The organism is Citrobacter sp. Cpo147, from assembly GCF_030332405.1.
Taxonomy (GTDB): Bacteria; Pseudomonadota; Gammaproteobacteria; order Enterobacterales; family Enterobacteriaceae; genus Citrobacter; species Citrobacter portucalensis.
The window spans coordinates 279820-306264 of the sequence record NZ_JAOWHX010000039.1 but is presented as its reverse complement, the minus strand read 5'-3'; the positions used below and the strand labels follow the sequence as shown (position 1 = coordinate 306264).

At 52.6% G+C, this 26445-nt stretch carries 24 protein-coding genes; 14 read left to right on the top strand and 10 right to left on the bottom strand.

Features of this window, described 5'->3' with window-relative positions; genetic code table 11:
* Positions 1 to 27: 27 nt before the first annotated feature.
* Positions 28 to 300 (top strand): Ni(II)/Co(II)-binding transcriptional repressor RcnR, encoded by a 273-nt coding sequence (gene rcnR, locus OGY06_RS19620; RefSeq protein ID WP_003825567.1) that lies wholly within the window; start codon positions 28 to 30, stop codon positions 298 to 300.
* Between the two features lie 52 nt (positions 301 to 352).
* On the opposite strand, the gene OGY06_RS19615 is transcribed toward rcnR, so the two are convergent.
* Together OGY06_RS19615 and OGY06_RS19610 are read right to left on the bottom strand one after the other, a co-directional pair.
* Positions 353 to 1582 carry an amino acid permease gene (locus tag OGY06_RS19615; protein ID WP_003825569.1) on the bottom strand — a complete coding sequence of 410 codons (1230 nt, stop codon included), beginning with the start codon at positions 1580 to 1582 and terminating at the stop codon, positions 353 to 355.
* A 142-nt stretch (positions 1583 to 1724) separates the two neighbouring features.
* Positions 1725 to 2180, bottom strand: a complete 456-nt coding sequence (locus tag OGY06_RS19610) for a multidrug/biocide efflux PACE transporter (protein ID WP_003825572.1) — start codon at positions 2178 to 2180, stop codon at positions 1725 to 1727.
* 101 nt (positions 2181 to 2281) lie between these two features.
* On the opposite strand from OGY06_RS19610, the gene OGY06_RS19605 reads away from it, so the two are divergent.
* The 5 genes from OGY06_RS19605 (at position 2282) to araE (ending at position 8321) form a co-directional block, all read left to right on the top strand.
* Entirely contained in the window at positions 2282 to 3166 is an 885-nt protein-coding gene (locus OGY06_RS19605) for a LysR family transcriptional regulator (protein WP_286605892.1), read from the top strand.
* 102 nt (positions 3167 to 3268) lie between these two features.
* Positions 3269 to 4447, top strand: a complete 1179-nt coding sequence (locus OGY06_RS19600; RefSeq protein WP_003825576.1) for an acetyl-CoA C-acetyltransferase — start codon at positions 3269 to 3271, stop codon at positions 4445 to 4447.
* A 484-nt stretch (positions 4448 to 4931) separates the two neighbouring features.
* Positions 4932 to 5768, top strand: a complete 837-nt coding sequence (gene kduI, locus OGY06_RS19595; protein ID WP_003825578.1) for a 5-dehydro-4-deoxy-D-glucuronate isomerase — start codon at positions 4932 to 4934, stop codon at positions 5766 to 5768.
* 57 nt (positions 5769 to 5825) lie between these two features.
* Positions 5826 to 6587, top strand: a complete 762-nt coding sequence (gene kduD / locus OGY06_RS19590) for a 2-dehydro-3-deoxy-D-gluconate 5-dehydrogenase KduD (RefSeq protein ID WP_003033923.1) — start codon at positions 5826 to 5828, stop codon at positions 6585 to 6587.
* A gap of 315 nt (positions 6588 to 6902) precedes the next feature.
* Positions 6903 to 8321: an arabinose-proton symporter AraE gene (gene araE / locus OGY06_RS19585; RefSeq protein WP_003033926.1), complete on the top strand. Its 1419-nt coding sequence runs from the start codon at positions 6903 to 6905 to the stop codon at positions 8319 to 8321.
* Positions 8322 to 8427: 106 nt separating this feature from the next.
* Here araE and OGY06_RS19580 read toward each other — a convergent pair whose 3' ends face one another.
* A complete protein-coding gene (locus tag OGY06_RS19580; protein ID WP_286605891.1) occupies positions 8428 to 8754 on the bottom strand; it encodes a cupin domain-containing protein in 327 nt (108 codons plus the stop codon).
* 141 nt (positions 8755 to 8895) lie between these two features.
* On the opposite strand from OGY06_RS19580, the gene OGY06_RS19575 reads away from it, so the two are divergent.
* Positions 8896 to 9603 carry an aspartate/glutamate racemase gene (locus OGY06_RS19575; RefSeq protein WP_286605890.1) on the top strand — a complete coding sequence of 236 codons (708 nt, stop codon included), beginning with the start codon at positions 8896 to 8898 and terminating at the stop codon, positions 9601 to 9603.
* On the opposite strand, the gene OGY06_RS19570 is transcribed toward OGY06_RS19575, so the two are convergent.
* The gene (locus tag OGY06_RS19570) at positions 9575 to 10510 is read right to left on the bottom strand and encodes a LysR family transcriptional regulator (protein WP_008785717.1); all 936 of its coding nucleotides are present in this window, start codon (positions 10508 to 10510) and stop codon (positions 9575 to 9577) included. The genes OGY06_RS19575 and OGY06_RS19570 overlap by 29 nt on opposite strands.
* A 118-nt stretch (positions 10511 to 10628) precedes the next feature.
* Between OGY06_RS19570 and lysA the strand changes: the two genes are divergently transcribed.
* A complete protein-coding gene (gene lysA, locus OGY06_RS19565; protein ID WP_063940933.1) occupies positions 10629 to 11885 on the top strand; it encodes a diaminopimelate decarboxylase in 1257 nt (418 codons plus the stop codon).
* A 107-nt stretch (positions 11886 to 11992) separates the two neighbouring features.
* Here lysA and OGY06_RS19560 read toward each other — a convergent pair whose 3' ends face one another.
* Positions 11993 to 13003 (bottom strand): LacI family DNA-binding transcriptional regulator, encoded by a 1011-nt coding sequence (locus OGY06_RS19560; RefSeq protein ID WP_008785715.1) that lies wholly within the window; start codon positions 13001 to 13003, stop codon positions 11993 to 11995.
* A 13-nt stretch (positions 13004 to 13016) separates the two neighbouring features.
* Positions 13017 to 14045: an HTH-type transcriptional regulator GalR gene (galR, locus tag OGY06_RS19555; protein WP_048215625.1), complete on the bottom strand. Its 1029-nt coding sequence runs from the start codon at positions 14043 to 14045 to the stop codon at positions 13017 to 13019.
* A 597-nt stretch (positions 14046 to 14642) separates the two neighbouring features.
* Here galR and aas point away from each other — a divergent pair.
* Both aas and lplT read left to right on the top strand, forming a co-directional pair.
* Entirely contained in the window at positions 14643 to 16802 is a 2160-nt protein-coding gene (aas, locus tag OGY06_RS19550; protein WP_003825593.1) for a bifunctional acyl-ACP--phospholipid O-acyltransferase/long-chain-fatty-acid--ACP ligase, read from the top strand.
* A complete protein-coding gene (gene lplT / locus OGY06_RS19545; protein WP_008785713.1) occupies positions 16795 to 17988 on the top strand; it encodes a lysophospholipid transporter LplT in 1194 nt (397 codons plus the stop codon). The genes aas and lplT overlap by 8 nt, the downstream gene beginning before the upstream one ends.
* 83 nt (positions 17989 to 18071) lie before the next feature.
* Here lplT and OGY06_RS19540 read toward each other — a convergent pair whose 3' ends face one another.
* The 4 genes from OGY06_RS19540 to mutH form a co-directional block, all read right to left on the bottom strand.
* Positions 18072 to 19112 carry an NADP(H)-dependent aldo-keto reductase gene (locus OGY06_RS19540; protein WP_286605889.1) on the bottom strand — a complete coding sequence of 347 codons (1041 nt, stop codon included), beginning with the start codon at positions 19110 to 19112 and terminating at the stop codon, positions 18072 to 18074.
* Between the two features lie 106 nt (positions 19113 to 19218).
* Positions 19219 to 19437, bottom strand: a complete 219-nt coding sequence (gene ygdR, locus OGY06_RS19535) for a lipoprotein YgdR (RefSeq protein WP_000758660.1) — start codon at positions 19435 to 19437, stop codon at positions 19219 to 19221.
* Between the two features lie 144 nt (positions 19438 to 19581).
* The gene (locus tag OGY06_RS19530) at positions 19582 to 20295 is read right to left on the bottom strand and encodes a TerC family protein (RefSeq protein ID WP_003033961.1); all 714 of its coding nucleotides are present in this window, start codon (positions 20293 to 20295) and stop codon (positions 19582 to 19584) included.
* A gap of 75 nt (positions 20296 to 20370) precedes the next feature.
* Positions 20371 to 21066, bottom strand: a complete 696-nt coding sequence (gene mutH / locus OGY06_RS19525; protein WP_003825600.1) for a DNA mismatch repair endonuclease MutH — start codon at positions 21064 to 21066, stop codon at positions 20371 to 20373.
* Between the two features lie 684 nt (positions 21067 to 21750).
* Here mutH and rppH point away from each other — a divergent pair.
* The 4 genes from rppH to thyA all read left to right on the top strand — a co-directional run bounded on the left by rppH (position 21751) and on the right by thyA (position 26407).
* Positions 21751 to 22281, top strand: coding sequence for an RNA pyrophosphohydrolase (rppH, locus tag OGY06_RS19520; protein ID WP_003825602.1), 531 nt, complete (start codon positions 21751 to 21753; stop codon positions 22279 to 22281).
* Between the two features lie 12 nt (positions 22282 to 22293).
* On the top strand, positions 22294 to 24540 hold the full coding sequence (ptsP, locus tag OGY06_RS19515; protein WP_003825604.1) for a phosphoenolpyruvate--protein phosphotransferase: 2247 nt from the start codon (positions 22294 to 22296) through the stop codon (positions 24538 to 24540).
* 190 nt (positions 24541 to 24730) lie between these two features.
* Complete coding sequence (gene lgt, locus OGY06_RS19510; protein ID WP_003825606.1) at positions 24731 to 25606, top strand: prolipoprotein diacylglyceryl transferase; 876 nt, start codon at positions 24731 to 24733, stop codon at positions 25604 to 25606.
* Positions 25607 to 25612: 6 nt separating this feature from the next.
* Positions 25613 to 26407 (top strand): thymidylate synthase, encoded by a 795-nt coding sequence (gene thyA, locus OGY06_RS19505; RefSeq protein WP_003033990.1) that lies wholly within the window; start codon positions 25613 to 25615, stop codon positions 26405 to 26407.
* Positions 26408 to 26445: the final 38 nt, after the last annotated feature.

The window sequence follows — 26445 nt, the reverse complement described above, 5'->3', positions numbered from 1 at the left end:
ACAGCCAGACGTTAAAAAGGTAAAGTTATGTCACATACGATCCGCGACAAACAAAAGCTGAAAGCCCGAACCAGCAAGATTCAGGGGCAGGTAGCGGCGTTGAAAACCATGCTGGATGAACCGCATGAATGCGCGGCGGTATTGCAGCAAATAGCGGCGATCCGCGGGGCAGTAAACGGATTAATGCGTGAAGTGATTAAAGGTCATCTGACCGAGCACATTGTGCATCAGGGCGATGAAATTAAGCGCGAAGAGGATTTGGATGTGGTCCTGAAAGTGCTGGATTCGTACATCAAATAAGTCAGTTTAACGGCTCATCCGCTTACTGGAATGAGCCGTTAAACAACACGTTCTAGCCAAAAAACATCACAGATACGCACAGCAGACCGACAATCAGGGTGATCAGATTACCCACTGAACGGTACGGCTTCAGCGCCGGGATCAGATAGGTAGACAATGTCGGCATGATAAACAGAATCATGGCAATCAGCGGGCCGCTTATCGCGTAAATCATTGAAATGGCATTAGGATTAATGCAGCAGATGATAAACGTGATAGCCGAGACCAGCATGATGGACAGAGCGCGGTTAAAGGCCCGGCTTTTCTTCACACCCACCTGATGCAACGACGTTTTTACTACCTCCGTTGCCCCTTCAATCACGCCAAAGTAGGTGCCGAGGAACGATTTTGACATCGCTACGACGGCAACGATGATCCCGGAAATCGACAGCCATGCCGGCGCGTTTGGCATCATCGACAGCGCGGAAAGAATCGTCACGCCTTCATTTTTCGCGTCTTCGATATAGTTTGTCGGAATCGAAAGCAAACAGCTGAAGACGAAAAACAGTACGCTCAGGCAGATGATGACGTAGGCTACCTTCATGATTTTTTTGCATTTACCCATGGCCTGCTCGCCGTATTTCTCTCGTCTGTCGATGGCGAACGTAGAGATAATTGGCGTATGGCTAAAAGCGAAAACCATCACGGGAATAGATATCCAAACCTGATGAAGCGTGTGCTGATCGAAAGACATCTGGCCGGTGAGTAGCGTTGGCTGCCAGCTTCCGGTCAGGTAGAGCGAAAGGAACAAAAAGTACGCGATGAGCGGGAACACCAAAAAGCCCATGACCCGAATAGTGGCTTGTCGGCCCATCAGAAAAATCAGGTTCAGCACCAGCACCACGCCAAAGCTGACCAGCATGCGGATCCGCAGATCGATAGTGATATGTTTTGCCAGCTGTTCAGTGAGTGAATTGGTTATCGCTACGGCGTAAATCAGCACCACCACAAAGAAGGCAATAAAATAGAGGGTGGTGATCAGGCTGCCAATCTTCTTGCCGTAGTAGTGAGTAACTGCGCCAGTGATCCCTTCACCAGCCGACGTTTTTGAGGACAGGATAAACTGGCACAGCGCCTTGTGCGGCCAGTAGGTTAAAGGCCAGGCGACGAGAGCGGTGATAAACAATACCACCGCGCCTGCAGAACCCAGCTGTATGGGGAGGAAGAGGGTTCCTGCGCCGACGGCAGTCCCATATAGTGCGAAGCTCCAGAGAGTCTCTTCTTTTGACCAAAATTTCGACATTATTTGAACGTATCAACTATAAAATAAACAAAAAGAAGCGCAATTTACCACAAATGGCAGGGGCTGGGGGAGATGTGAACAAGCGGGCGAGTGAATGGGACAATAGCCGGAACCGAGAAGATTCCGACTATTATTTTAATTATCAGGCAGTAACGCGCTGCTGGCGGCGCTTCATAACGCGCTCGCGTAACGTGTCATAAGCCCAGTTATAGAACATGGTGTACGGCAGGAAGAACAGGAAGAAACCTATTTCCAGCGTGAATGCCTGAAACAGGCTGACGTTTAGCACATACGCCACGATGCTCACCCCGATCACAATAAAACCGCTCTCAAAACCTAAGGCGTGAAATGCTCGCACTTTCGCCGTACGTTTTACCAGGTGTGACGGCCACAAACGGTCAAACAGGGCGTTATAAATGATATTCCAGATCATCGCTGTAGTGGCGAGAAGAATGGTCAGTCCGCCCATTTCCAGCACCGAGCGCTGCATCAACCATGCGGTGGTCGGTGCGAGGATCGCGGTGGCAATGCCTTCAAAGCAGACGGCATGAAAAATACGCTCAACTAACGAGCGGCGTTGGACAGTATCGTGTTGCATAACCTAAAACCTTCTTTGATGCCCGGATAACGGAATGGTGGCAATTTTATCGTTTTATGTGATATCTAAAAGATAGTATCCATCGATAAAGTAGATAGCTCATGCGTTATTCTCCTGAAGCATTAACGGCATTTGCGGAGACCGTTTCCTGCGGTTCATTTTCTGCGGCGGCCCGGCGGCTGCGTAAAAGCCAGTCCACTATCAGTACGGCCATTGCGCATCTGGAAGCCGATCTTGGTTTTGCACTGTTTGACCGCTCATCCCGCCAGCCAACGCTGACCGAAGAAGGTAAGCGGGTGTTGGGCTATGTGCAGGCTATTCTGACGGCCAGCGAACGTCTCGATGAGGCGGCGATCTCGCTGTCGGGTGAAACTGAGGCGCGTCTGACCTTTGTGCTGTCTGACACGCTGCATCCGGATGTGCTGGAAGAGTTGATGGTGCAGTTTGATCGCAAGTTTCCCCATACCGAGTTTGAATGCCTGATTGGCGAAGATGAAGACGTGATCGATCTGCTGCAAAAAGGACGCGCACAGGTGGGGTTGATCGAAGCGCGGGAAGATTACCCGACCGACATGGGTGTTACGCGTCTGCCGATGCAAACCTGGATGGGATTATACGTTGCAGCGTCGCATCCGCTCGCGGCTCAAGAAAAACTGCAGTGGGAGCAACTACACACCTGGCGCGAGCTGCGTCTGAATACCTATCTGGAAAGCGGCACCAACGTGGCGCGCGGTCCCGTCTGGTCTGCTCCTAACTATCTGTTATTGCTGAGTATGGCTGTTCAGGGATTTGGCTGGTGCGCGCTCCCTTGTGCGTTGGTGGAGGAGTTTGCGGCAGAAAAACCACTGGTTCAATTACAACTGCCCGGCTGGCCAAAGGCTATCTCGATCGATCTGTTGTGGAATAAGAAATCACCGCCTGGTGTGGCAGGAAGCTGGTTGCGTGACCATTTGCAGCAGAGTGGCGTTCAGATGACCAATAAGTGATACGAATTTCCTTTGTGATAAAAATCACCGTTTTTAAACAACCTTGATAACTATTTTTAACAATCATCTACTATTGCGGTGTTATTTTGCGCTGAGGTAGTGATGAAAGAGGTTGTGATCGTCGGGGCATTAAGGACACCGATTGGCTGCTTCCAGGGGACGCTGGCGCGCCACTCTGCCGTTGAGTTAGGCAGCATGGTGGTCAAGGCGTTACTGGAACGCACGGGCGTGGACGTTCACGCTGTGGATGAAGTGATCCTCGGACAGGTGCTTACCGCAGGTGCCGGGCAGAACCCTGCACGTCAGTCTGCCATCAATGGTGGGCTACCCAATACCGTTTCCGCCATCACCATTAACGATGTCTGTGGCTCGGGTCTGAAAGCGCTGCATCTGGCGACCCAGGCTATCCAGTGTGGCGAAGCCGACATTGTGATTGCGGGCGGGCAAGAGAATATGAGCCGTGCACCGCATGTCCTTACCGATAGCCGCACTGGCGCACAGCTGGGGAACAGCCAACTGGTCGACAGCCTGGTACATGACGGTCTGTGGGATGCCTTCAACGATTATCACATGGGCGTTACCGCGGAAAACCTGGCGCGAGAATACGGAATCAGCCGCGAATTGCAGGATGCCTACGCGCTGCACTCGCAGCACAAAGCGCGGATGGCAATTGATGCCGGACGCTTTAAAGATGAAATCGTGCCGGTGGTAACGCTGCGTAACGGGCAATCGTTCGTGGTGGACACCGACGAACAACCGCGTACCGATGCCAGCGCCGAGGGGCTGGCGCGTCTGGATCCTACCTTTGACAGGCTCGGTTCGGTAACGGCGGGTAACGCGTCATCCATCAACGATGGCGCCGCTGCGGTGATGATGATGAGTGAGGCCAAGGCGCAGGAACTGAACTTACCTGTGTTGGCCCGTATTCGCGCCTTTGCCAGCGTCGGGGTCGATCCCGCGCTCATGGGGATTGCGCCAGTGTATGCAACGCGCCGCTGCCTTGAGCGTGTGGGCTGGCAACTGGCTGATGTTGATCTTATCGAAGCTAATGAAGCCTTCGCCGCGCAGGCATTATCCGTTGGGAAAATGCTGGAGTGGGATGAACGGCGGGTGAATGTGAACGGCGGGGCCATTGCGCTCGGCCATCCGATTGGCGCTTCTGGCTGTCGTATTCTGGTTTCGCTGGTACATGAAATGGTGAAACGTCGGGCGCACAAGGGGCTGGCAACGCTGTGTATTGGTGGCGGTCAGGGGGTGGCGCTCGCTATCGAACGAGACTAATTTCCCTTCGATTTCTCTGCTTAAACGCCTTTTCTGATGATTTTCTCCTGCATCTATAAAAAAGCCCTCCAACAGGAGGGCAAGGCCAGTTACAGAAACATACACTCTAAACCCTGCCAACATATCAAAACGTTGTTTCATTTCATGTGATTGATAGCGCACTTTGTTAGAAAAGGTGTGTGAATGACGTATGAGCCTGGCTGTATTTTCAATATCTTACCCCTGCCACTAATGATTAACTCTTTTGTGCTTTTATCTATCTAATTGTTTTAAATGATTTTATTGAAACAAATTTTGCGATTTATATGCGCTAGCGTGATCGCACTTACACTTTTGATAATAAGATGCGAAAAAAGTGAAACATCGTTTTAGTTATAATTGAAAACACATTCAGGGAGGGATATCATGAGCGCATAAGATAAAACGGAACAGCGTTTTGCTATTCGTTTAAGCATTCACGGTCAATTTATCACTGGAGGTAAATGTGGACGTAAGACAAAGTATCCATAGTGCGCATGCGAAAACCCTGGACACTCAGGGGCTGCGTAATGAGTTTTTGGTCGAAGAAGTGTTTGTCGCAGATGAATACACCATGGTCTACAGCCACATCGACCGCATCATTGTTGGCGGCATTATGCCAGTGGCCAAAACCGTCTCTGTGGGTGGCGAAGTCGGCAAACAGCTGGGCGTAACCTATTTTCTCGAACGTCGTGAGCTGGGTGTGATCAATATCGGCGGCCCGGGCACGATTACCGTTGACGGCCAGTGCTATGAAATTGGTCATCGCGACGCGCTGTACGTCGGAAAAGGGGCAAAAGAAGTGGTCTTCGCCAGTATTGATGCGGCGAAACCGGCGAAATTTTACTACAACTGCGCGCCGGCACACTCGACTTACCCAACTAAGAAAGTCACGCCTGCAGACGTTGCGCCAGTGACATTGGGCGATAACCTCACCAGCAATCGTCGCACCATCAACAAATACTTTGTGCCGGATGTTCTGGAAACCTGCCAGTTGAGCATGGGTCTGACTGAACTGGCACCGGGTAACCTGTGGAACACCATGCCGTGTCATACCCATGAACGTCGTATGGAAGTCTATTTCTACTTCAATATGGAAGAAGATACCTGCGTCTTCCACATGATGGGTCAGCCTCAGGAAACGCGTCATATTGTGATGCACAACGAGCAGGCGGTGATTTCTCCAAGCTGGTCTATTCACTCCGGTGTCGGCACAAAAGCTTATACGTTCATTTGGGGCATGGTCGGCGAAAACCAGGTCTTTGATGATATGGACCATGTTGCAGTAAAAGATCTGCGCTAGTTGCGGGCGACAGCCGTGCCTGCTGCGGTGGGCATTATAAAAAATTAAGGATTTACAATGATTTTGAATGCATTCTCTCTTGAAGGTAAAGTCGCCGTTGTGACCGGTTGTGACACAGGTTTGGGTCAGGGTATGGCGCTTGGTCTGGCTGAAGCAGGTTGCGATATCGTCGGTATCAACATTGTTGAACCGACAGAAACCATCGAACGCGTGACCGCACTGGGCCGCCGTTTTTTAAGCCTGACCGCCGATCTGCGTCAAATCGATGGTATTCCGGCGCTGCTGGAGCGCGCAGTGGCAGAATTCGGCCATATCGATATTCTGGTCAACAACGCGGGTCTTATCCGTCGTGACGATGCGATCGACTTCAGCGAAAAAGACTGGGATGACGTGATGAACCTGAACATTAAGAGCGTGTTCTTTATGTCTCAGGCCGCGGCGAAGCACTTTATCGCTCAGGGTAACGGCGGCAAAATTATCAACATCGCCTCTATGCTTTCCTTCCAGGGCGGGATCCGCGTGCCGTCTTACACCGCGTCTAAAAGCGGCGTAATGGGCGTTACCCGTCTGATGGCGAACGAGTGGGCAAAACATAACATCAACGTCAACGCGATTGCACCGGGTTACATGGCGACGAATAACACTCAACAGCTGCGTGCTGATGAGCAACGTAGCGCAGAAATCCTCGATCGTATTCCGGCGGGTCGTTGGGGTCTGCCGAGCGATCTTATGGGGCCTGTCGTGTTCCTGGCGTCCAGCGCATCTGACTATATCAACGGCTATACCGTTGCAGTAGATGGCGGCTGGCTGGCACGTTAATTCGCTTTCCAGAACCGTTAAACCCTGCCCTCTGGCAGGGTTTTTTTATATTCGGATCATTAAAATCCATATTGTGGTTATAAATTATTCCATATTAAATTTCATACGTATAAATTTATTGTTTTTAATATTCTTTAATATCAATTAGTTAAATTTAATTGAGTGATTGTCGGTAAATTTTAAAATTGGAATATCCATCACATAACCATGTGGTGTAGCTATTTAATCCATGTTTTTGCCGTTTCCCGCCTGACGCTTCCTGCAAGGGATCCCTTACTTTCAATGGCATGGTTACTCTGTATCTGGCAGGAAAAAATGGTCTCAATAAATAATGATGCTGCTTTAGCGCCGCGCCCAGTGCGCGATACGCGACGTATGAATATGTTTGTTTCTATCTCTGCGGCTGTCGCAGGGTTGTTATTCGGCCTGGATATTGGCGTGATTGCTGGCGCGTTGCCTTTTATCACCGATCACTTTGTGTTGACCAGCCGCCTGCAGGAGTGGGTGGTAAGCAGCATGATGCTGGGTGCGGCAATTGGTGCGCTTTTTAACGGTTGGTTGTCATTCCGCCTGGGGCGCAAATACAGCCTGATGGCGGGCGCGATCCTTTTCGTCGTCGGATCTCTGGGCTCGGCGTTTGCCTCCAGCGTAGAAATGCTCATTTTTGCCCGCGTGGTGCTGGGCGTAGCGGTGGGGATCGCGTCTTACACCGCACCGCTCTATCTCTCCGAAATGGCCAGCGAAAACGTGCGTGGCAAGATGATCAGTATGTATCAGCTGATGGTGACGCTGGGTATCGTTCTGGCCTTTTTGTCCGATACCGCGTTCAGCTACAGCGGTAACTGGCGCGCTATGCTTGGCGTGCTGGCGCTTCCGGCTGTATTGCTGATTATTCTGGTTGTTTTCTTGCCCAACAGCCCGCGCTGGCTGGCGGAGAAAGGTCGCCACATCGAAGCTGAAGAAGTACTGCGCATGTTGCGCGATACGTCAGAAAAAGCCCGCGATGAGCTGAACGAAATCCGTGAAAGCCTGAAGCTGAAGCAGGGTGGTTGGGCGCTGTTTAAAATTAACCGTAACGTGCGTCGCGCGGTTTTCCTCGGAATGTTACTGCAGGCGATGCAGCAGTTCACCGGGATGAACATCATCATGTATTACGCGCCGCGCATTTTTAAAATGGCGGGTTTTACCACCACAGAGCAGCAGATGATTGCCACGCTGGTAGTTGGCTTAACGTTTATGTTCGCCACCTTTATTGCCGTCTTCACGGTCGACAAAGCAGGACGTAAACCGGCGCTGAAAATTGGTTTCAGCGTAATGGCCATCGGGACACTGGTGCTTGGTTATTGTCTGATGCAGTTTGATAACGGCACGGCTTCCAGTGGGCTATCCTGGCTGTCAGTTGGCATGACGATGATGTGTATTGCAGGCTATGCGATGAGCGCCGCGCCGGTAGTGTGGATCCTGTGTTCGGAAATTCAGCCGCTGAAATGCCGTGATTTTGGTATTACCTGCTCCACCACCACCAACTGGGTGTCGAATATGATCATTGGCGCAACGTTCCTGACGCTGCTCGACAGCATTGGCGCCGCCGGTACGTTCTGGCTCTATACTGCGCTGAACGTCGTATTTATTGGTATTACGTTCTGGCTGATTCCAGAAACCAAAAACGTCACGCTGGAGCATATCGAACGTAAGCTGATGGCTGGCGAGAAGTTAAGAGATATTGGGGTGTAAGTCAGATAAGCATGCCGGATGGCGGTTCAGCCTTATCCGGCCTGCGAGTGGAGTCTCTTATAGGCCGGGAAAGCGTCAACGCGACCCGGTTTTTTTAATTAGCGCCTTACCCGTGCAGAAAATCTTCGCGAATTGGGGTAAAGGTATCCAGCAGCGTTCCCGGTTTTAAGCAGACGCAGCCATGCATAATGTTGGGCTGTTTATACAGGGTATCGCCCGCCCTAACGATATGTTTCTCTTCGCCAATGGTAAATTCAAACTCACCGGACAACACGTAAGTCAACTGCTCGTGCGGATGATTGTGCATCGGGCCGATTGCGCCTTGCTCGAAGTTCACCTCAACCGCCATCATGTTACCGCCGTGAGCAAGAATGCGCCGGGTAACGCTATTGCCCAGATCGTCAAGCGTGGTCTCTTTATGAAAAATAAACATCCGGCCTTCCTGTAATTAATTAAAACAACGTTTCATTAAAGCTATATCAGAAAATTAAAAAAAGAAATGCACGCCAACAGATGTGGAAAGTTGATCACATCTTTGGTTCACTGGAGAGACAACAACGAGTCAGGGGAAATGATGAAAACGATCGGTCTGTTAGGCGGTATGAGCTGGGAATCTACCATTCCTTATTATCGACTCATTAATGAAGGGGTAAAACAGCGTCTGGGTGGACTGCATTCGGCACAGATTCTGTTGCACAGCGTGGATTTTCACGAGATTGAAGCCTGTCAGTCAAGCGGTGACTGGCAGCGAGCCGGTGAGATCCTCGCGCAGGCCGCCACAGGGCTACAGCAAGCCGGGGCGCAAGGAATTGTGCTGTGTACCAACACCATGCACAAAGTTGCTGAGGCGATTGAAAGCGCCTGTGATGTGCCGTTTCTGCATATTGCCGACGCGACGGGGCGGGCGATACAAAAGCAGCAAATGAGCAACGTGGCGCTACTGGGTACGCGTTACACCATGGAGCAGGATTTTTACCGCGGGCGTTTACAGACTGAATTTGGCATTAGCACGCTGATCCCTGAAGCTGATGATCGTCAGAAAATAAACCAGATTATTTTCGACGAGCTGTGTCTCGGTGAATTCAGCGAGGCTTCCCGCGATTATTACCTGGGCGTCATCGACCAACTGGCGAAACAGGGGGCGCAAGGGGTGATCTTTGGCTGTACCGAGATTGGTCTGCTGGTTCACACCGAGCTAAGCCCACTACCGGTTTTCGACACCGCGGCAATCCATGCGCAAGATGCGGTGGCGTTTATGCTTTCGGCTGCGGATGCAAAATAGCCTCCAGCGGGTCAATAAGCCTCGGTAGATGGGCCTGCAGATGCGCCGTAAAAGCATCAACCAGCGCCGAGGCGGGGCGATGAAGCGGGTGAATCAGGCTGACTGTAAAGGGTACCGAAATACTGAAGCGGCGGATAACGACTCCGCTGCTGGCGTAATCCAGCGCGGTCAGTGGGTTCACCACCGAGATCCCCACGCCTGCCCGTACCATTGCACAAATTGAAGCGGCGCTATGGGTTTCAATCACCATGCGGCGCTTCACCTGGTGCTCATTAAACAGGGTATCCAGTAGCTGACGGTAGCTGTCGGTGCGCGACAGGCTGATGTAGTTTTCTCCCTGAAAATCCTGCGGCGTTAACACCGCTTTCTTAGTCAGCGGATGGCCCTGCGGCAGCACGCACACTTCATCCAGCGCCAGCAATTCGGTGCGTTTCGTTCCGGCAGGCGTATGCAGCGTTTCCGTTAACCCCAGATCGTGGCGCTGCGCCGACAACCACTCTTCCAGCAGCGGTGACTCCTGCGGCACTATCTGAATATTGACCTGTGGATAGCGTGCGAGGAATGGCTGCAGCAGCGGCGGTAAAAAAGACTGTGAGAATACCGGCAGGCAAACAATCGACAATTCGCCCTGGCGAAACTCGCGCAGGCTTTCGGCGGCGCTCACAATTCTATCCAGGCCATACCACGAACGTTGCACTTCTTCAAACAGACGTAACCCTTGCACGGTTGGGTGCAGTCGGCCACGCGTGCGTTCAAACAGCGTTAATCCCAGCACTTTCTCGAATCGGGCCAGTTCCCGGCTGACGGTGGGCTGCGAGGTATGTAGCATGCGCGCGGCTTCTGTCAGATTGCCTGCCGTCATGATGGCGTGAAAAATTTCGATGTGTCGCAGGTTAACGGCGGGCATGGGCAATCCTCGAATGAATCAATCCATATCATTTTTGCATAGACTCACAATAAAACGATATTTTTTATTCTTTTCGGGCTGTGGCGTAATCATAAAAAAGCCAATACCGGAGCACACCATGCCACGCCCACTCAATAGTACTGACACTGACCTGACCGCCGACAACCTGCTGCGCCTGCCTGCCGAATTCGGCTGCCCGGTGTGGGTCTATGATGCTCAGATTATCGGCGCGCAGATTGCCAAATTGAGTCAGTTTGACGTGGTGCGTTTCGCCCAAAAGGCATGTTCGAATATTCATATTTTGCGCCTGATGCGCGAGCAGGGCGTGAAGGTTGATTCCGTCTCGCTTGGCGAAATTGAACGTGCGCTGGCGGCAGGCTTCGTACCGGGGAAAGATGAAATCGTCTTTACCGCCGATATGATTGATGAAGCGACGCTCGCGCGGGTGCATGAATTGAGCATTCCGGTAAATGCCGGGTCGGTGGATATGCTGGAACAACTGGGCCAGGTCTCGCCGGGCCATCGCGTGTGGCTACGCGTAAACCCTGGCTTTGGACATGGGCACAGCCAGAAAACCAATACCGGCGGTGAAAACAGCAAGCACGGGATCTGGTATAGCGATCTTCCCGCGGCGCTGGAGGTGATTCAGCGCTATAAGCTGAAGCTGGTGGGGATTCATATGCATATCGGCTCCGGCGTAGACTACGGCCATCTGGAGCAGGTGTGCGGCGCAATGGTGCGCCAGGTGGTTGAATTTGGTCAGGATCTGGAGGCGATCTCCGCGGGCGGTGGTTTATCAATCCCGTATCGCGAAGGGGAAGAGGCGATCGATACCGATCATTACTTTGGATTGTGGAACGCTGCGCGTGAACAGATTGCTAAACACCTGGGCCACCCGGTCGCACTTGAGATAGAGCCAGGCCGTTTTCTGGTCGCGGAAGCCGGTGTGTTAGTGGCGCAGGTACGTAGCGTAAAAGAGATGGGTAGCCGCCACTTTGTGCTGATCGATGCGGGCTTCAACGATCTAATGCGCCCGGCCATGTACGGTAGTTATCACCATATCTCAGCGCTGGCAGGGGATGGTCGCTCTCTGGAACACACCCCGCAACGGGAAACCGTGGTAGCCGGGCCGCTGTGCGAATCTGGCGATGTGTTTACCCAGCAGGAGGGCGGAAATGTGGAAACCCGACTGTTGCCTGCGGTGGTGCCGGGCGATTATCTGGTGCTGCATGATACCGGGGCGTACGGCGCGTCAATGTCGTCAAATTACAATAGCCGCCCGCTGCTGCCGGAAGTTTTGTTCGATAACGGCGTGGCGCGGCTAATTCGCCGTCGCCAGACCATTGATGAGCTGTTAGCGCTGGAATTAATCTGATTACAGCGTTGTGAAATGCCGGATGGCGCTACGCTTATCCGGCCTACGAGATTAACTGCGGGGCCTGTAGGCCGGATAAGGCGCTTGCGCCGCCATCCGGCATTTGATTACTTAAAGTATGGCCCGAGCGTTACTGAGTCACGTAGTACCAGTTTGCCGGTAAACGGTGGGATTGGCTCGACGCTCTCGCCGTTGGCCAGCCGGATAGCCTGGTCGATTGCCGTGGTTATCATGGTATCAATCGGTAGATATACGGTAGACAGCCCTGGCTCCAGCCATTTGGCGCTGGGCGCATCATCAAAACCAAACAGTGAGACGTCCGTTGGGATCCTCAGCCCGGCCTGATGTAACGCTTTTGATGCGCCTAATGCCATGTCATCGTTACAGGCGAACAGGGCGCTAAATTTCACCCCTTCCTCCAGCAGTTCACGGCAGGCCTCATAGCCTCGCGTCATCGTGGAGTCGCCGTATTTGACCTTATCGGGATCCCAGGGAATACCGTTTTTTTCCAGCGCTTTACGATACCCCATCAGGCGTGATTTACCGGTAGGCGTATGGCCTGGCACAGTGATACAAGCAATATCGCTATGGCCCTGGGAGATCAGATAATTGACCGCCTGATAGGCCGCGTCTTCCTGTTCAAAGAAAATTGCGCGATCGCGGGCCTGGCTGACATCACGGTTGATGACCAGCAAGGGCATAGCAATGCTGTTCATCAACGACATAATCGCCTTTTCACTCATATAGCGGGTATAGAGAATAATGGCGTCGCACTGCCTGTCCGCCAGCATTTGCACGGCTTCCTGCTCACGCTCTGGTGTGTCGTGTCCGTCGGTGACGATCAACTGCTTGCCGTGAGATTCCGTCTGGCGTGAAGCCTGTTGCAGCAGGCGGCCAAAGTAGAATCCATCAAATGTGGAAACTACCAGACCAATGCTGTTGCTGGTGCGGTTTGCCAAAGAGCGCGCTAAAAAATTAGGCCGATAATCAAGTGCCTGCATGGCCTTAAACACTTTCTGGCGCGTGCTCTCTTTTACCTGACCCGTGCCATTCAGTACGCGCGAAACGGTCGCTTTTGAGACGCCTGCGTGTCGTGAAACGTCCAACATCGTAGTCATAACGCTATCCTGGTTATTCGTTTGACGATGAATTCCCCGGCTCTGTCAGCGTCGAAACGGAATGGCGACGCACCAGAGTTGGGTTAAAAACGTGGGTAATTTCAGGCACGGGACGCTTCTCCGCCAGCGCGAGCGCCAGTTCGGCAGCCTGGGTTGCCATCGTCACGATCGGGTAGCGCACCGTGGTCAAACGCGGGCGCACGTAGCGGGAAACCAGCACATCATCAAAACCAATCAGCGAGATTTCTCCCGGCACATCAATGCCGTTATCATTCAATACGCCCATGGCACCAGCCGCCATTGAGTCGTTGTAGCAGGCTACCGCAGTGAAGTTTTTGCCACGGCCAAGTAACTCGGTCATAGCCTGTTCACCGCCGCTTTCATCCGGTTCACCAAACGTTACCAGGCGATCGCTGACAGGAATATTGCTCTCTGCCAGCGCGTCGTAATAGCCTTGCAGACGATCTTCCGCATCTGAAATCGTGTGATTGGAGCACAGATAGCCAATGCGCGTATGGCCTTGTTGAATGAGGTGTCGGGTCGCGAGCCAGGCGCCGAAACGGTCATCAAGGGCAACGCAGCGTTGTTCGAATCCCGGCAGAATTCGGTTAATCAATACCATGCCGGGGATTTGCTTCATGAGTGATGCCAGCTCAGCATCCGGGATAATTTTTGCGTGGACAACAAGGGCTGCGCAGCGGTGGCGAATGAGCTGTTCAATCGCCTGTCGTTCCTTCTGTTCGTTATGGTAGCCGTTACCAATCAGTAAAAAATTACCGGTGTTATACGCCACCTGCTCGACAGCTTTAACCATTGCCCCAAAAAATGGATCGGACACATCACCTACCACCAGACCGATGGTTTCAGTGGATTGTTGTGCCAGCGCACGCGCATTGGCGTTGGGGTGGTAGCTGAGTGATTCCATTGCACTCGTTACGGCCAGGCGCGATGCTTCGCTGGCTTTAGGGGAATCATTAATCACTCGAGAAACGGTGGCGACTGATACACCAGCTAGTCGGGCTACATCCTTTATGGTCGCCATGATAGTACCTGTTGTGGGTAAACGCTTACATTCCGTCAGTGTTACGGAAAATGGCTGGCTGTTCAAGCAGATTGCCCGTCAGAACGTCGCAAATGTGAGCGCACACGAGCGAAGTAAGACAGAAAATAGAAAATGCTAATTTTTGCTTACACTTTGCGATGTGCTGTTGCGATTGTTCGCTGGTGAGGGAACTGAGCAGATTGCTAGAGTTGAGATCCCAGAGGTATTGATAGGTGAAATCAACTTTCGGGTTGATCACTAGAATTACACCAGCCTGCGCAGATGCGCAGGTTTTTTTTTACCTTCAGCCTATCTGTAACAGTAACCGATAATTTACACAACTCGTTGCATTTGGGTTCATTCCTTTGCGTTTTCGCACTGGCGTATCTGGCTGCTGACGACCACAATCAAGATCCCAGAGGTATTGATTGGTGAGATTATTCGGTACGCACTTCGTACCTGTCTCTTGCACCAACCTGCGCGGATGCGCAGGTTTTTTTTCGGATTGTATTTACCAGTTACCTGTCGCGCCCATTCCCCAACTCGTATACTCTCCCACCATTGATGTTTATATAATTAATGGCACAGGGAGTTGAGATGCTATTTGGCTTTTTTCGTAATCTGTTTCGCGTGCTTTTCCGCGTTCGCGTCACGGGCGATGTCAGCGCGCTACAGGGAGAACGCGTTCTAATCACTCCCAACCATGTCTCATTTATAGACGGCATCCTGTTGGCGCTCTTTTTACCGATTCGTCCCGTCTTCGCTGTTTACACCTCTATCAGCCAGCAATGGTATATGCGCTGGCTAACTCCGCTGATTGATTTCGTACCGTTAGATCCAACCAAACCGATGTCGATTAAACATCTGGTTCGTCTGGTCGAACAGGGCCGTCCGGTGGTTATTTTCCCGGAAGGGCGTATTTCGACGTCCGGTTCGTTAATGAAAATTTATGACGGCGCGGGGTTTGTCGCCGCAAAGTCTGGGGCGACGGTCGTTCCTGTGCGCATTGAAGGCGCGGAGCTTTCCCGCTTTAGCCGCCTGAAAGGTTTGGTTAAACAGCGATTCTTCCCGCGTATCCGCTTACACATCCTACCGCCGACACAACTGCCGATGCCGGAAGCACCGCGTGCTCGCGATCGCCGCAAAATCGCCGGAGAGATGCTGCATCAAATTATGATGGAAGCACGCATGGCGGTTCGCCCGCGTGAAACGCTATACGAGTCGCTGCTGGCGGCGAAATACCGTTTTGGCGCAGGCAAAAACTGCATTGAAGATGTTAACTTTACCCCGGACAGCTACCGCAAGCTGCTGACAAAGACGCTCTTTGTGGCCCGTATTCTGGAAAAATACAGTGTCGAAGGTGAAAAAATCGGCCTGATGCTGCCAAACGCGGGGATCAGCGCAGCGGTCATTTTTGGCGCCATTGCGCGCCGACGCATTCCGGCCATGATGAACTACACCGCGGGCGTGAAAGGATTAACCAGCGCCATCACTGCGTCTGAAATTAAAACAATCTTCACATCCCGACAGTTTCTCGATAAAGGCAAACTCTGGCATTTACCGGAACAGCTCACCCAGGTGCGTTGGGTTTATCTGGAAGACTTAAAAGCTGATGTGACCTTCAGCGATAAGCTGTGGATTTTCTCACATCTGCTGGCACCTCATCTGGCGCAGGTGAAGCAACAGCCGGAAGACGCTGCGGTGATCCTCTTTACTTCTGGTTCAGAAGGCCATCCGAAAGGCGTGGTTCACAGTCATAAAAGCATTCTGGCGAACGTTGAGCAGATCAAAACGATTGCCGATTTCACCGCCGATGACCGTTTTATGTCGGCGCTGCCGCTGTTCCACTCCTTTGGCCTGACGGTGGGATTATTCACGCCGCTACTGACTGGCGCAGAAGTGTTTCTTTATCCCAGCCCGCTGCATTACCGCATTGTGCCAGAGCTGGTATACGACCGGAACTGCACCGTGTTGTTTGGTACTTCAACGTTCCTCGGCAACTATGCGCGTTTTGCGCATCCGTACGATTTCCACCGCCTGCGCTATGTGGTGGCGGGAGCGGAAAAACTTCAGGACAGCACAAAGCAGCTGTGGCAGGAGAAATTTGGCCTGCGCGTTCTTGAAGGCTATGGCGTGACGGAATGTGCGCCGGTTGTGTCGATTAACGTACCAATGGCGGCAAAATCGGGAACGGTAGGGCGCATCTTGCCTGGTATGGATGCTCGACTGTTGGCCGTTCCGGGAATTGAGGACGGTGGGCGTTTACAGCTGAAAGGTCCTAATATTATGAGCGGTTATTTGCGCGTCGAAAAACCTGGCGTGCTGGAAGTGCCGACAGCAGAGAATGCGCAAGGTGAGATTGAGCGCGGCTGGTATGACACCGGAGACATCGTGCGCTTTGATGAAAACGGCTTTGTACAGATTCAGGGGCGCGCTAAGCGTTTCGCTAAAATTGCCGGAGAGATGGTTTCGCTGGAAATGGTTGAGCAACTTGCGTTGGCGGTATCTGCAGACAAAATGCACGCCACGGCGATCAAGAGTGATGCCAGCAAAGGTGAGGCGCTGGTGCTGTTCACTACCGATAGCGAACTTACGCGTGAAAAACTACAGCAGTATGCGCGGGCGCACGGCGTACCTGAACTCGCTGTACCGCGTGATATTCGCCACCTGAAGCAACTCCCATTACTCGGCAGCGGTAAGCCGGATTTTGTTACGCTGAAAAGCTGGGTCGATGAGCCGGAAAAACAACATGAGTGAGTCAGTGCACACTAACACTTCAATCTGGTCCAAAGGGATGATGTCCGTTATCGCCGCACAGTTTCTGTCGGCGTTTGGCGATAACGCGTTGCTGTTTGCTACGCTGGCGTTGCTGAAGGAGCAATTTTATCCGGACTGGAGTCAGCCGATCCTGCAAATGGTGTTTGTGGGCGCTTACATCCTTTTTGCCCCCTTTGTTGGACAGGTGGCGGATAGCTTTGCCAAAGGCAGAGTGATGATGTTCGCGAACGCTCTGAAATTGCTGGGCGCGGCGAGTATTTGCTTCGGCATTAATCCGTTTCTTGGGTATACGCTGGTGGGAATCGGCGCGGCGGCGTATTCACCAGCCAAGTATGGCATTCTCGGTGAACTGACTACCGGCGACAAACTGGTGAAGGCTAACGGCCTGATGGAAGCCTCCACCATTGCCGCGATTTTGCTCGGTTCTGTCGCCGGCGGCGTTCTGGCCGACTGGCACGTAATTGCCGCGCTTTCTGCCTGTGCCCTGGCCTATGCTGGCGCGGTGGTGGCTAACCTGTATATCCCGAAACTGGCCGCGGCTCGTCCTGGCCAGTCCTGGCATCTGGGGAAAATGACGCGCAGTTTCTTCTGTGCGGCTTCATCGTTGTGGCGCAACGGTGAAACACGCTTCTCGTTGGTGGGAACCAGCCTTTTTTGGGGCGCGGGCGTTACGCTGCGTTTTCTGCTGGTGCTGTGGGTCCCGGTGGCGCTCGGCATCACCGATAACGCCACGCCGACCTACCTCAATGCCATGGTAGCGATCGGGATTGTGGTCGGTGCGGGTGCGGCAGCGAAGCTGGTAACGCTGGAAACCGTTTCGCGCTGTATGCCTGCGGGGATCCTGATTGGCGTCGTGGTGCTGATTTTCTCTCTTCAACATTCGCTGCTTCCGGCCTACGCATTGCTGATGCTTATCGGCGTGTCGGGTGGCTTCTTTGTGGTGCCGCTGAATGCGTTGCTGCAGGAACGGGGTAAGAAAAGCGTCGGCGCAGGTAATGCGATAGCGGTACAAAACCTGGGTGAAAACAGCGCGATGCTGTTGATGCTCGGTATTTACTCACTGGCGGTGCTGGTGGGGATCCCGGCTGTTGCGATTGGTATTGGATTTGGTGCGCTGTTTGCGCTGGCGATTGCGGCGCTGTGGATTTGGCAGCGCCGCCATTAGTCTGTTGTATGCTGTTGCCGTATCAGGCCTACAGGGAAGTTGTCTGTAGGCCTGATAAGCGTAGCGCCATCAGGCGCTAACTGTTACGGTGCAGGATAGGTATACACCTGATGCACCGCTTCAATCTCTGCCAGTACTTCTTCGCTCAACTCCAGATGCAGACTTTCAACGTTGGTTTTTAGCTGCTCCATCGTCGTGGCGCCCAGCAAAGTGCTGGCGACAAACGGCTGACGACGCACGAATGCCAGCGCCATTTGCGCGGGATCCAGATTATGGCGTTTCGCGATATCCACATAGGCCGCAATGGCTTTCTGCATCTGCTCGCCGCTGTAGCGCGTGAAACGGCTAAACAACGTATTGCGTGCACCGGCAGGTTTCGCGCCGTTCAGATATTTCCCGGTTAACGTACCGAAGCCCAGGCAAGAGTAAGCCAGCAGCTCAACGCCTTCATACTGGCTCACTTCAGCCAGTCCAACCTCAAAGCTGCGGTTCAGCAGGCTGTAGGGGTTCTGGATGGTGGCGATGCGTGGCAGATCGTGTTTGTCCGCCAGGTGCAGATAGCGCATCACGCCAAACGCGGTTTCATTAGAAACGCCGATGTAGCGAATTTTCCCGGCGCGCTGAAACTCGGCCAGCGCGTCCAGGGTATCGAGAAGGGAAACGACTGGCGCGGAGTCTGTCCAGCTGTAGCCTAACTTACCAAAGCAGTTGGTCGGGCGCTGCGGCCAGTGAACCTGATACAGATCCAGATAATCGGTTTTTAGTCTTTTCAGGCTGTCGTGCAGCGCTTCACGGATATTTTTACGGTCCAGCGCCTGATTCGGTCGAATGCCGCTGTCGTTGTTACGTGATGGTCCGCTGACCTTAGAAGCAACGATCAGCTTTTCGCGGCTGCCGTGTTTGGCGAGCCAGTTACCTACGTAGGTTTCGGTGAGGCCCTGGGTTTCAGGACGCGGCGGTACCGGATACATCTCGGCAACGTCGATCAAGTTAATGCCCTGTGCTACGGCATAATCGAGCTGTGCATGTGCGTCGGCTTCGCTGTTTTGTTCACCAAACGTCATTGTGCCCAGCCCCAGTGTACTGACTTCCAGCGAGCTGTGGGGTATACGGTGATATTGCATAGCCGTTTCCTTTTTATAATCACGACATAAGGATTATAAAAATGGCTGAGGGAAGAGAAAAAGGGAAGTAAAATTGTTAAGGCCAGCGCGCTGCTGACCTCAACCATCAGCGTTCAATGATTTGAGACACATCATCGCGGTTAATCTGCATCGCATTGCCCTGCTGATCGTGATAGCTCACCAGACCGGTATCATCGTCAATTTCTGGTTTTCCATCGGTCAGGATCATTCGACCATCTTTTGTCGCCATTACATAATCGCTGCTGCATCCGGAAACGGCAAAAGCCAGTCCTACGGCGGAAATCAAAACTGCCCATTTTTTCATCTGCTTATCCTCACATGGCCTGCGTCTGACAATAGTTTAGTAATAACGCGAAGTTGTGCAGGGTGAAAGCAGTAAAATCTTAAACTGTGAGAAGGGGTAGGTGTGGCTGGCATTCGCTCCCCTTGCGGGGAGCGATGGATTTCATCAGAGCGGATTTTTTTTATTACGCCACAGGTTCAGGGTCTCTACCGCGATAGAGAAGAACATGGCGAAATAGATATATCCTTTCGGAACGTGGACGTCGAAACTTTCCAGAATCAGCGTAAAACCGACCAGAATCAGAAACGAGAGCGCCAGCATTTTTACCGAAGGGTGGCGATCGACAAACTCACCAATCGGGCGAGCAGCAAACATCATGACGCCTACGGCAATCACCACCGCCGCCATCATGATAAACAGATGATCGGACAAGCCTACCGCAGTAATCACGGAATCCAGACTGAAGATAATGTCTAACAACATGATCTGTACAATCGCACCCAGAAAAGAGGATACGCGAGTTTTCAGACCTTCTTCCTCACCTTCAATGGATTCGTGGATCTCTTTACTGGCTTTCCAGATCAGGAACAATCCCCCCAGCAGAAGGATCAGGTCGCGTGCTGATATCGCCTCGCCAAACAGCTCGAATAACGGGTTTGTCAGCCGCGTTACCCAGGCGATAGAAGCCAGCAGTGCCAGACGCATGATCATCGCCGCCGCCAGTCCAATACGTCGAGCATGATTGCGTTGCGCTGTCGGGAGTTTGGCTACAACCAGAGAAAGGAAAATAATATTGTCGATCCCAAGAACGATCTCCAGCAGCGTCAGCGTACCGAGCGCAAGCCAGGCGTTAGGATCGGTTATCCATGCAAATAACATCGAACAAAGTCCTGCCAAAAAAAAGAAGCGGTAATTATAGGCCCGTAACGCGGCGGGTGAAAGGCCGGACGGTGCCTATTGCGCCTGGAACAAGAAATGTCGCTCAAGCAATGCGCGGGTGAAGTTCTTTTTCAGGTAAAAGCCGCGTGGCAGGGTCAGGATGGGTTCGCCGTTGGCGCCAATGGCCTCGGTAAGCGCGCGGGCGTTGGCGGCTTTAGGACGCAGTTGCAGTACTTCCCCATGGCGAGCGGTGATGCGTTCGACATGACCTAACACAATCATGTCCATTAACTCCTCCCAGTCCAGACGCAATTGCCGGTCTTCTTCCTCATTCGGGCTCCACAGCAGGGGAGAGCCGACGCGGCGCTCAGCCAGAGGGATGCTGCGTTCGCCTTCTACCGGGATCCACAGAACACGTTTGAGTTTGTGCCGTACATGGCTGGTTTCCCAGGTGACGCCGGTATTGCCGGTTAACGGCGCCACGCACACAAAGGTGGTTTCCAGCGGTCTGCCAAGACTGTCCACAGGGATCGTTTTCAGCTCCACGCCCAGCGCCGCAAAATCCTGCTCTGGTTTACTGCCCGCACTGGCACCGAGCCAGATTTCCAGCAGGACGCCAATCCAGCCTTTATCGCGCTTAAGATCCTTCGGCGTAATGATTCCCGCCATTGCCGCTAATTCTCCTAACGCGTAGCCCGAAAGCTGCCGTGCCTGGCTCAGCAACTGGGCTTCAGATTCAGGGGGAGAAAGCAACGGACGGAGTTCTGGCATCGGGTTAACCCTTAGGTGAAAAAATGAGCAGTGATTTTATACCGTATGGACAGAGTTTATCTTTTTCCACATGCTTTATTCAATTCTATGATTTATATTGGTTTTTAGATTCACGTTCGCAGAGTTGCGCAACAGCGAAGCGGGTTTTCCAATTCTGGTCACTGACAATGAACAGGATCTTACACCATGTTATCCACAGAAAGATGGGATAACTGTGAAAAACCCCCACTACTGTTTCAATTTACAGCCTTGACGTGCGACGAAAATCGAATTTTCACACAAATTGTGCCTAACTTATTGGCATAATCTGTGGATAAAACCAACGCTGGTCGATCTTTCATCAGCGTGAAGATCGTATGCGTGATGCACATCACATTTCTGTGTGTTTATCTGCGTGGATCGGTTTTAACTTTATGAATGTATAAGAGTATTTTTGATATGTGACGAATGTCTTATTCGGACTGTTCTGGGTTTTCCCATAGTAATTCCGTACTTCTTCACAACTATATCCACAGAAAAGGTGAATAAAATCGCCTTGCTTGCCCTTCTTCTGTTTATAACTCGGCCTTTAACTGTGAGTTATTCAATTGTTATTAGAATATCGCACCCTTAACAGAGTGGTTTACCGCCCCTCAGGAGTGTGAAACAATCGTTTGTATATAAGGTTTATGTTGAGGTAGTCCGGTGATTGATGACGATGGCTACCGCCCGAATGTAGGGATAGTAATTTGTAACCGCCAGGGGCAGGTCATGTGGGCCCGGCGATTTGGTCAGCACTCCTGGCAATTCCCACAAGGTGGGATCAATGCAGGAGAGACAGCAGAGCAGGCGATGTACCGGGAACTCTTTGAAGAAGTGGGTCTCAGTCGTAAAGATGTACGGATCCTTGCTTCTACTCGTAACTGGTTGCGTTACAAGTTACCGAAACGTTTGGTGCGTTGGGACACGAAGCCGGTTTGTATCGGCCAGAAACAAAAATGGTTTCTTCTGCAATTGGTCAGTAGCGATGCTGAAATCAATATGCAAACCAGCAGTACACCTGAGTTCGACGGCTGGCGCTGGGTGAGTTACTGGTATCCGGTTCGACAGGTGGTGTCATTTAAACGCGATGTCTATCGCAGGGTGATGAAAGAATTCGCAAGTGTTGTCATGGCGCTTCAGGAGAGCACTCCTAAACCGCAAAGCGCACCTGCGTACAGACGTAAAAGAGGTTAAGCTACGCAAATTATGCTCACCCGCCTGCGCGAAATAGTCGAAAAGGTGGCCAGTGCTCCGCGTCTGAACGAAGCGCTGAATATACTGGTTACCGACATCTGTCTTGCGATGGATACCGAGGTCTGCTCGGTCTATCTGGCCGATCACGATCGACGTTGTTATTACCTCATGGCGACCCGGGGACTAAAAAAACCACGTGGTCGCACTGTCGCACTCGCGTTTGATGAAGGTATCGTTGGCCTGGTTGGCAGGCTGGCGGAACCTATCAACCTCGCCGATGCGCAAAAACATCCCAGCTTTAAATACATTCCTTCGGTAAAAGAAGAGCGTTTTCGTGCATTCTTAGGCGTACCGATCATTCAGCGTCGCCAGCTTTTAGGTGTGCTGGTGGTGCAGCAGCGTGAGCTGCGTCAGTACGATGAAAGTGAAGAGTCTTTCCTCGTCACGCTCGCCACGCAAATGGCGGCCATACTTTCGCAGTCGCAGCTAAACGCGCTGTTCGGTCAATACCGTCAAACACGTATCCGTGCGCTGCCTGCCGCTCCCGGTGTGGCAATAGCCGAAGGTTGGCAGGATGCGACGCTGCCGTTGATGGAACAGGTCTACCAGGCTTCAACGCTGGATCCAGTGCTTGAACGCGAGCGACTGACTGGTGCGCTGGAAGAGGCGGCGAACGAATTCCGCCGCTACAGCAAGCGTTTTACCGCTGGGGCGCAGAAAGAAACGGCGGCGATCTTTGATCTTTACTCGCACTTGCTTTCCGATACCCGTCTGCGCCGCGAGCTGTTTGCGGAAGTGGATAACGGTTCGGTGGCCGAGTGGGCGGTTAAAACGATCATCGAAAAGTTTGCCGAACAGTTCGCCGCGCTGAGCGATAACTACCTCAAAGAGCGGGCCGGAGATTTACGCGCGCTGGGCCAGCGTCTGCTGTTCCACCTTGATGACTCTATCCAGGGGCCGAATGCCTGGCCGGAACGCTTTGTGCTGGTGGCGGATGAACTTTCAGCAACCACGCTGGCGGAGCTTCCTCAGGACCGGTTAGTTGGCGTGGTTGTCCGGGACGGCGCAGCCAACTCTCATGCGGCAATTATGGTGCGTGCGCTGGGTATCCCTACCGTTATGGGGGCCGATATCCAGCCGTCGGTGCTGCATCGCCGTACGCTGGTGGTGGACGGTTATCGCGGTGAACTGCTGGTCGATCCGGAACCGGTATTGATCCAGGAATACCAGCGTCTTATCAGTGAAGAAATTGAGCTGAGCCGCCTGGCGGAAGACGACGTCAACCAGCCAGCACAGCTGAAAAGCGGCGAGCGCGTGAAGGTGATGCTCAATGCGGGTCTCAGCCCGGAACATGAAGAAAAGCTGGGTAGCCGAATCGACGGCATTGGCCTCTATCGCACCGAAATCCCGTTCATGCTGCAAAGCGGATTTCCTTCGGAAGAAGAACAGGTTGCGCAGTATCAGGGGATGCTGCAAATGTTTAACGACAAGCCGGTGACCCTGCGTACGCTGGATGTCGGCGCCGATAAACAGCTGCCCTATATGCCGATCAGTGAAGAGAACCCGTGCCTTGGCTGGCGAGGGATCCGCATAACGCTCGATCAGCCGGAGATCTTTTTGATCCAGGTTCGCGCTATGCTGCGTGCGAATGCGGCAACCGGAAACCTGAGCATTTTGCTGCCGATGGTAACCAGCATCGATGAAGTGGACGAAGCGCGACGTTTGATTGAACGCGCCGGACGCGAAGTGGAGGAGATGATCGGTTACGAGATCCCGAAACCGCGCATTGGCATCATGTTGGAAGTTCCGTCGATGGTGTTCATGCTGCCGCATCTGACAAACCGGATAGACTTTATATCGGTCGGAACCAACGACCTTACCCAGTACATACTGGCCGTCGATCGTAACAACACACGGGTAGCCAGCATTTATGACAGCCTGCATCCGGGGATGTTGCGTGCGCTGGCGATGATTGCGCAGGAAGCCGAAAGAAGCGGTATCGATTTGCGCCTGTGTGGTGAAATGGCGGGCGACCCGATGTGCGTGGCTATTCTGATCGGTCTCGGTTTCCGTCATTTGTCGATGAACGGTCGTTCTGTCGCTCGCGTAAAATATCTGCTGCGTCATATCGATTTTGATGAGGCGCAAACGCTGGCGCAGCGCAGCCTGGAGGCACAGATGGCAACAGAAGTACGCCATCAGGTAGCGGCCTTCATGGAGCGTCGTGGCATGGGGGGCTTGATTCGCGGGGGATTGTAGGTCTGACAAGCGTAGCGCTATCAGGTATTACGGGGGATAGAGATTACCTATACAGATCTTTTACATCTTCCCGGCATCCGCTTCTAACCCCTTGTGCTATCATTCGCACCTTTGGAGCGCCTGCATTATGCAGGCGCGCTTATCAATTGCTGTCTGACTTCAGCGAAATAACAAGAACTTGTGGTGACAGATGACCAGTAGCTATCTGCATTTTCCGGATTTCGATCCGGTCATTTTCTCAATCGGACCCGTCGCGCTTCACTGGTACGGCTTAATGTATTTGGTGGGGTTTATTTTCGCGATGTGGCTGGCGACGCGCCGCGCGAATCGTCCGGGCAGTGGCTGGACCAAAAATGAAGTAGAAAACTTACTGTATGCGGGCTTCCTCGGGGTTTTCCTCGGTGGGCGTATTGGTTACGTACTGTTCTATAACTTCCCGTTATTCCTCGATAATCCCCTGTATCTGTTCCGCGTCTGGGACGGCGGTATGTCCTTCCACGGTGGACTTATCGGTGTGATCCTGGTGATGATTATCTTCGCCAAACGCACTAAGCGTTCGTTCTTCCAGGTTTCTGATTTCATTGCCCCGCTGATTCCGTTTGGCCTGGGTGCTGGGCGTCTGGGCAACTTTATCAACGGTGAGCTGTGGGGACGCGTTGACCCGAACTTCAAGTACGCCATGCTGTTCCCGGGCTCCCGTACCGAAGATATTTTACTGCTGCAAACTAACCCGCAATGGCAGTCTATTTTTGATACCTACGGCTCGCTGCCACGCCACGCCTCACAGCTTTATGAGATGGCGCTGGAAGGCGTTGTGCTGTTTATCATTCTGAACTTGTACATTCGCAAACCACGCCCGATGGGTTCGGTATCCGGTCTGTTCCTGATTGGTTATGGCGCGTTTCGTATTATTGTTGAATTCTTCCGCCAGCCGGATGCGCAGTTTACCGGCACCTGGGTACAGTACATCAGCATGGGGCAGATCCTCTCTATCCCGATGATTGTCGCAGGCATTATTATGATGGTTTGGGCGTACCGCCGCAGCCCACAGCAACACGTTTCCTGAGGAACCATGAAACAGTATTTAGAACTGATGCAAAAAGTGCTGGATGAAGGCACACAGAAAAACGACCGCACCGGAACCGGAACGCTTTCCATTTTTGGTCATCAGATGCGTTTTAATCTGCAGGAAGGGTTCCCGCTGGTTACGACTAAACGCTGCCATTTACGCTCGATCATTCATGAGTTGCTGTGGTTCTTGCAGGGCGATACTAACGTTGCCTACCTGCATGAAAACAACGTCTCAATCTGGGACGAATGGGCGGATGAAAATGGTAATTTAGGCCCGGTTTATGGCAAACAATGGCGCGCGTGGCCTACGCCAGATGGTCGCCATATCGACCAGATCACCACCGTGCTAAACCAGCTGAAAAATGATCCGGACTCTCGCCGCATCATCGTTTCAGCATGGAACGTCGGTGAGCTGGATAAAATGGCGCTGGCACCGTGCCATGCGTTCTTCCAGTTCTACGTGGCGGATGGCAAGCTCTCCTGCCAGCTGTATCAGCGTTCGTGCGATGTGTTCCTCGGCCTGCCGTTTAACATTGCCAGCTACGCTTTGCTGGTACACATGATGGCGCAGCAGTGCGATCTGGAAGTGGGTGATTTTGTCTGGACCGGCGGCGACACGCACCTGTACAGCAACCATATGGATCAAACGCATCTGCAGCTTAGCCGTGAACCTCGCGCGCTGCCGAAACTGGTTATCAAACGTAAGCCTGAATCAATCTTTGACTATCGCTTCGAAGACTTCGAAATTGAAGGCTACGATCCGCACCCGGGTATTAAAGCACCGGTAGCTATCTAACCTGTTTCATGCTGTCACAACCGACGCCCATGTGCGTC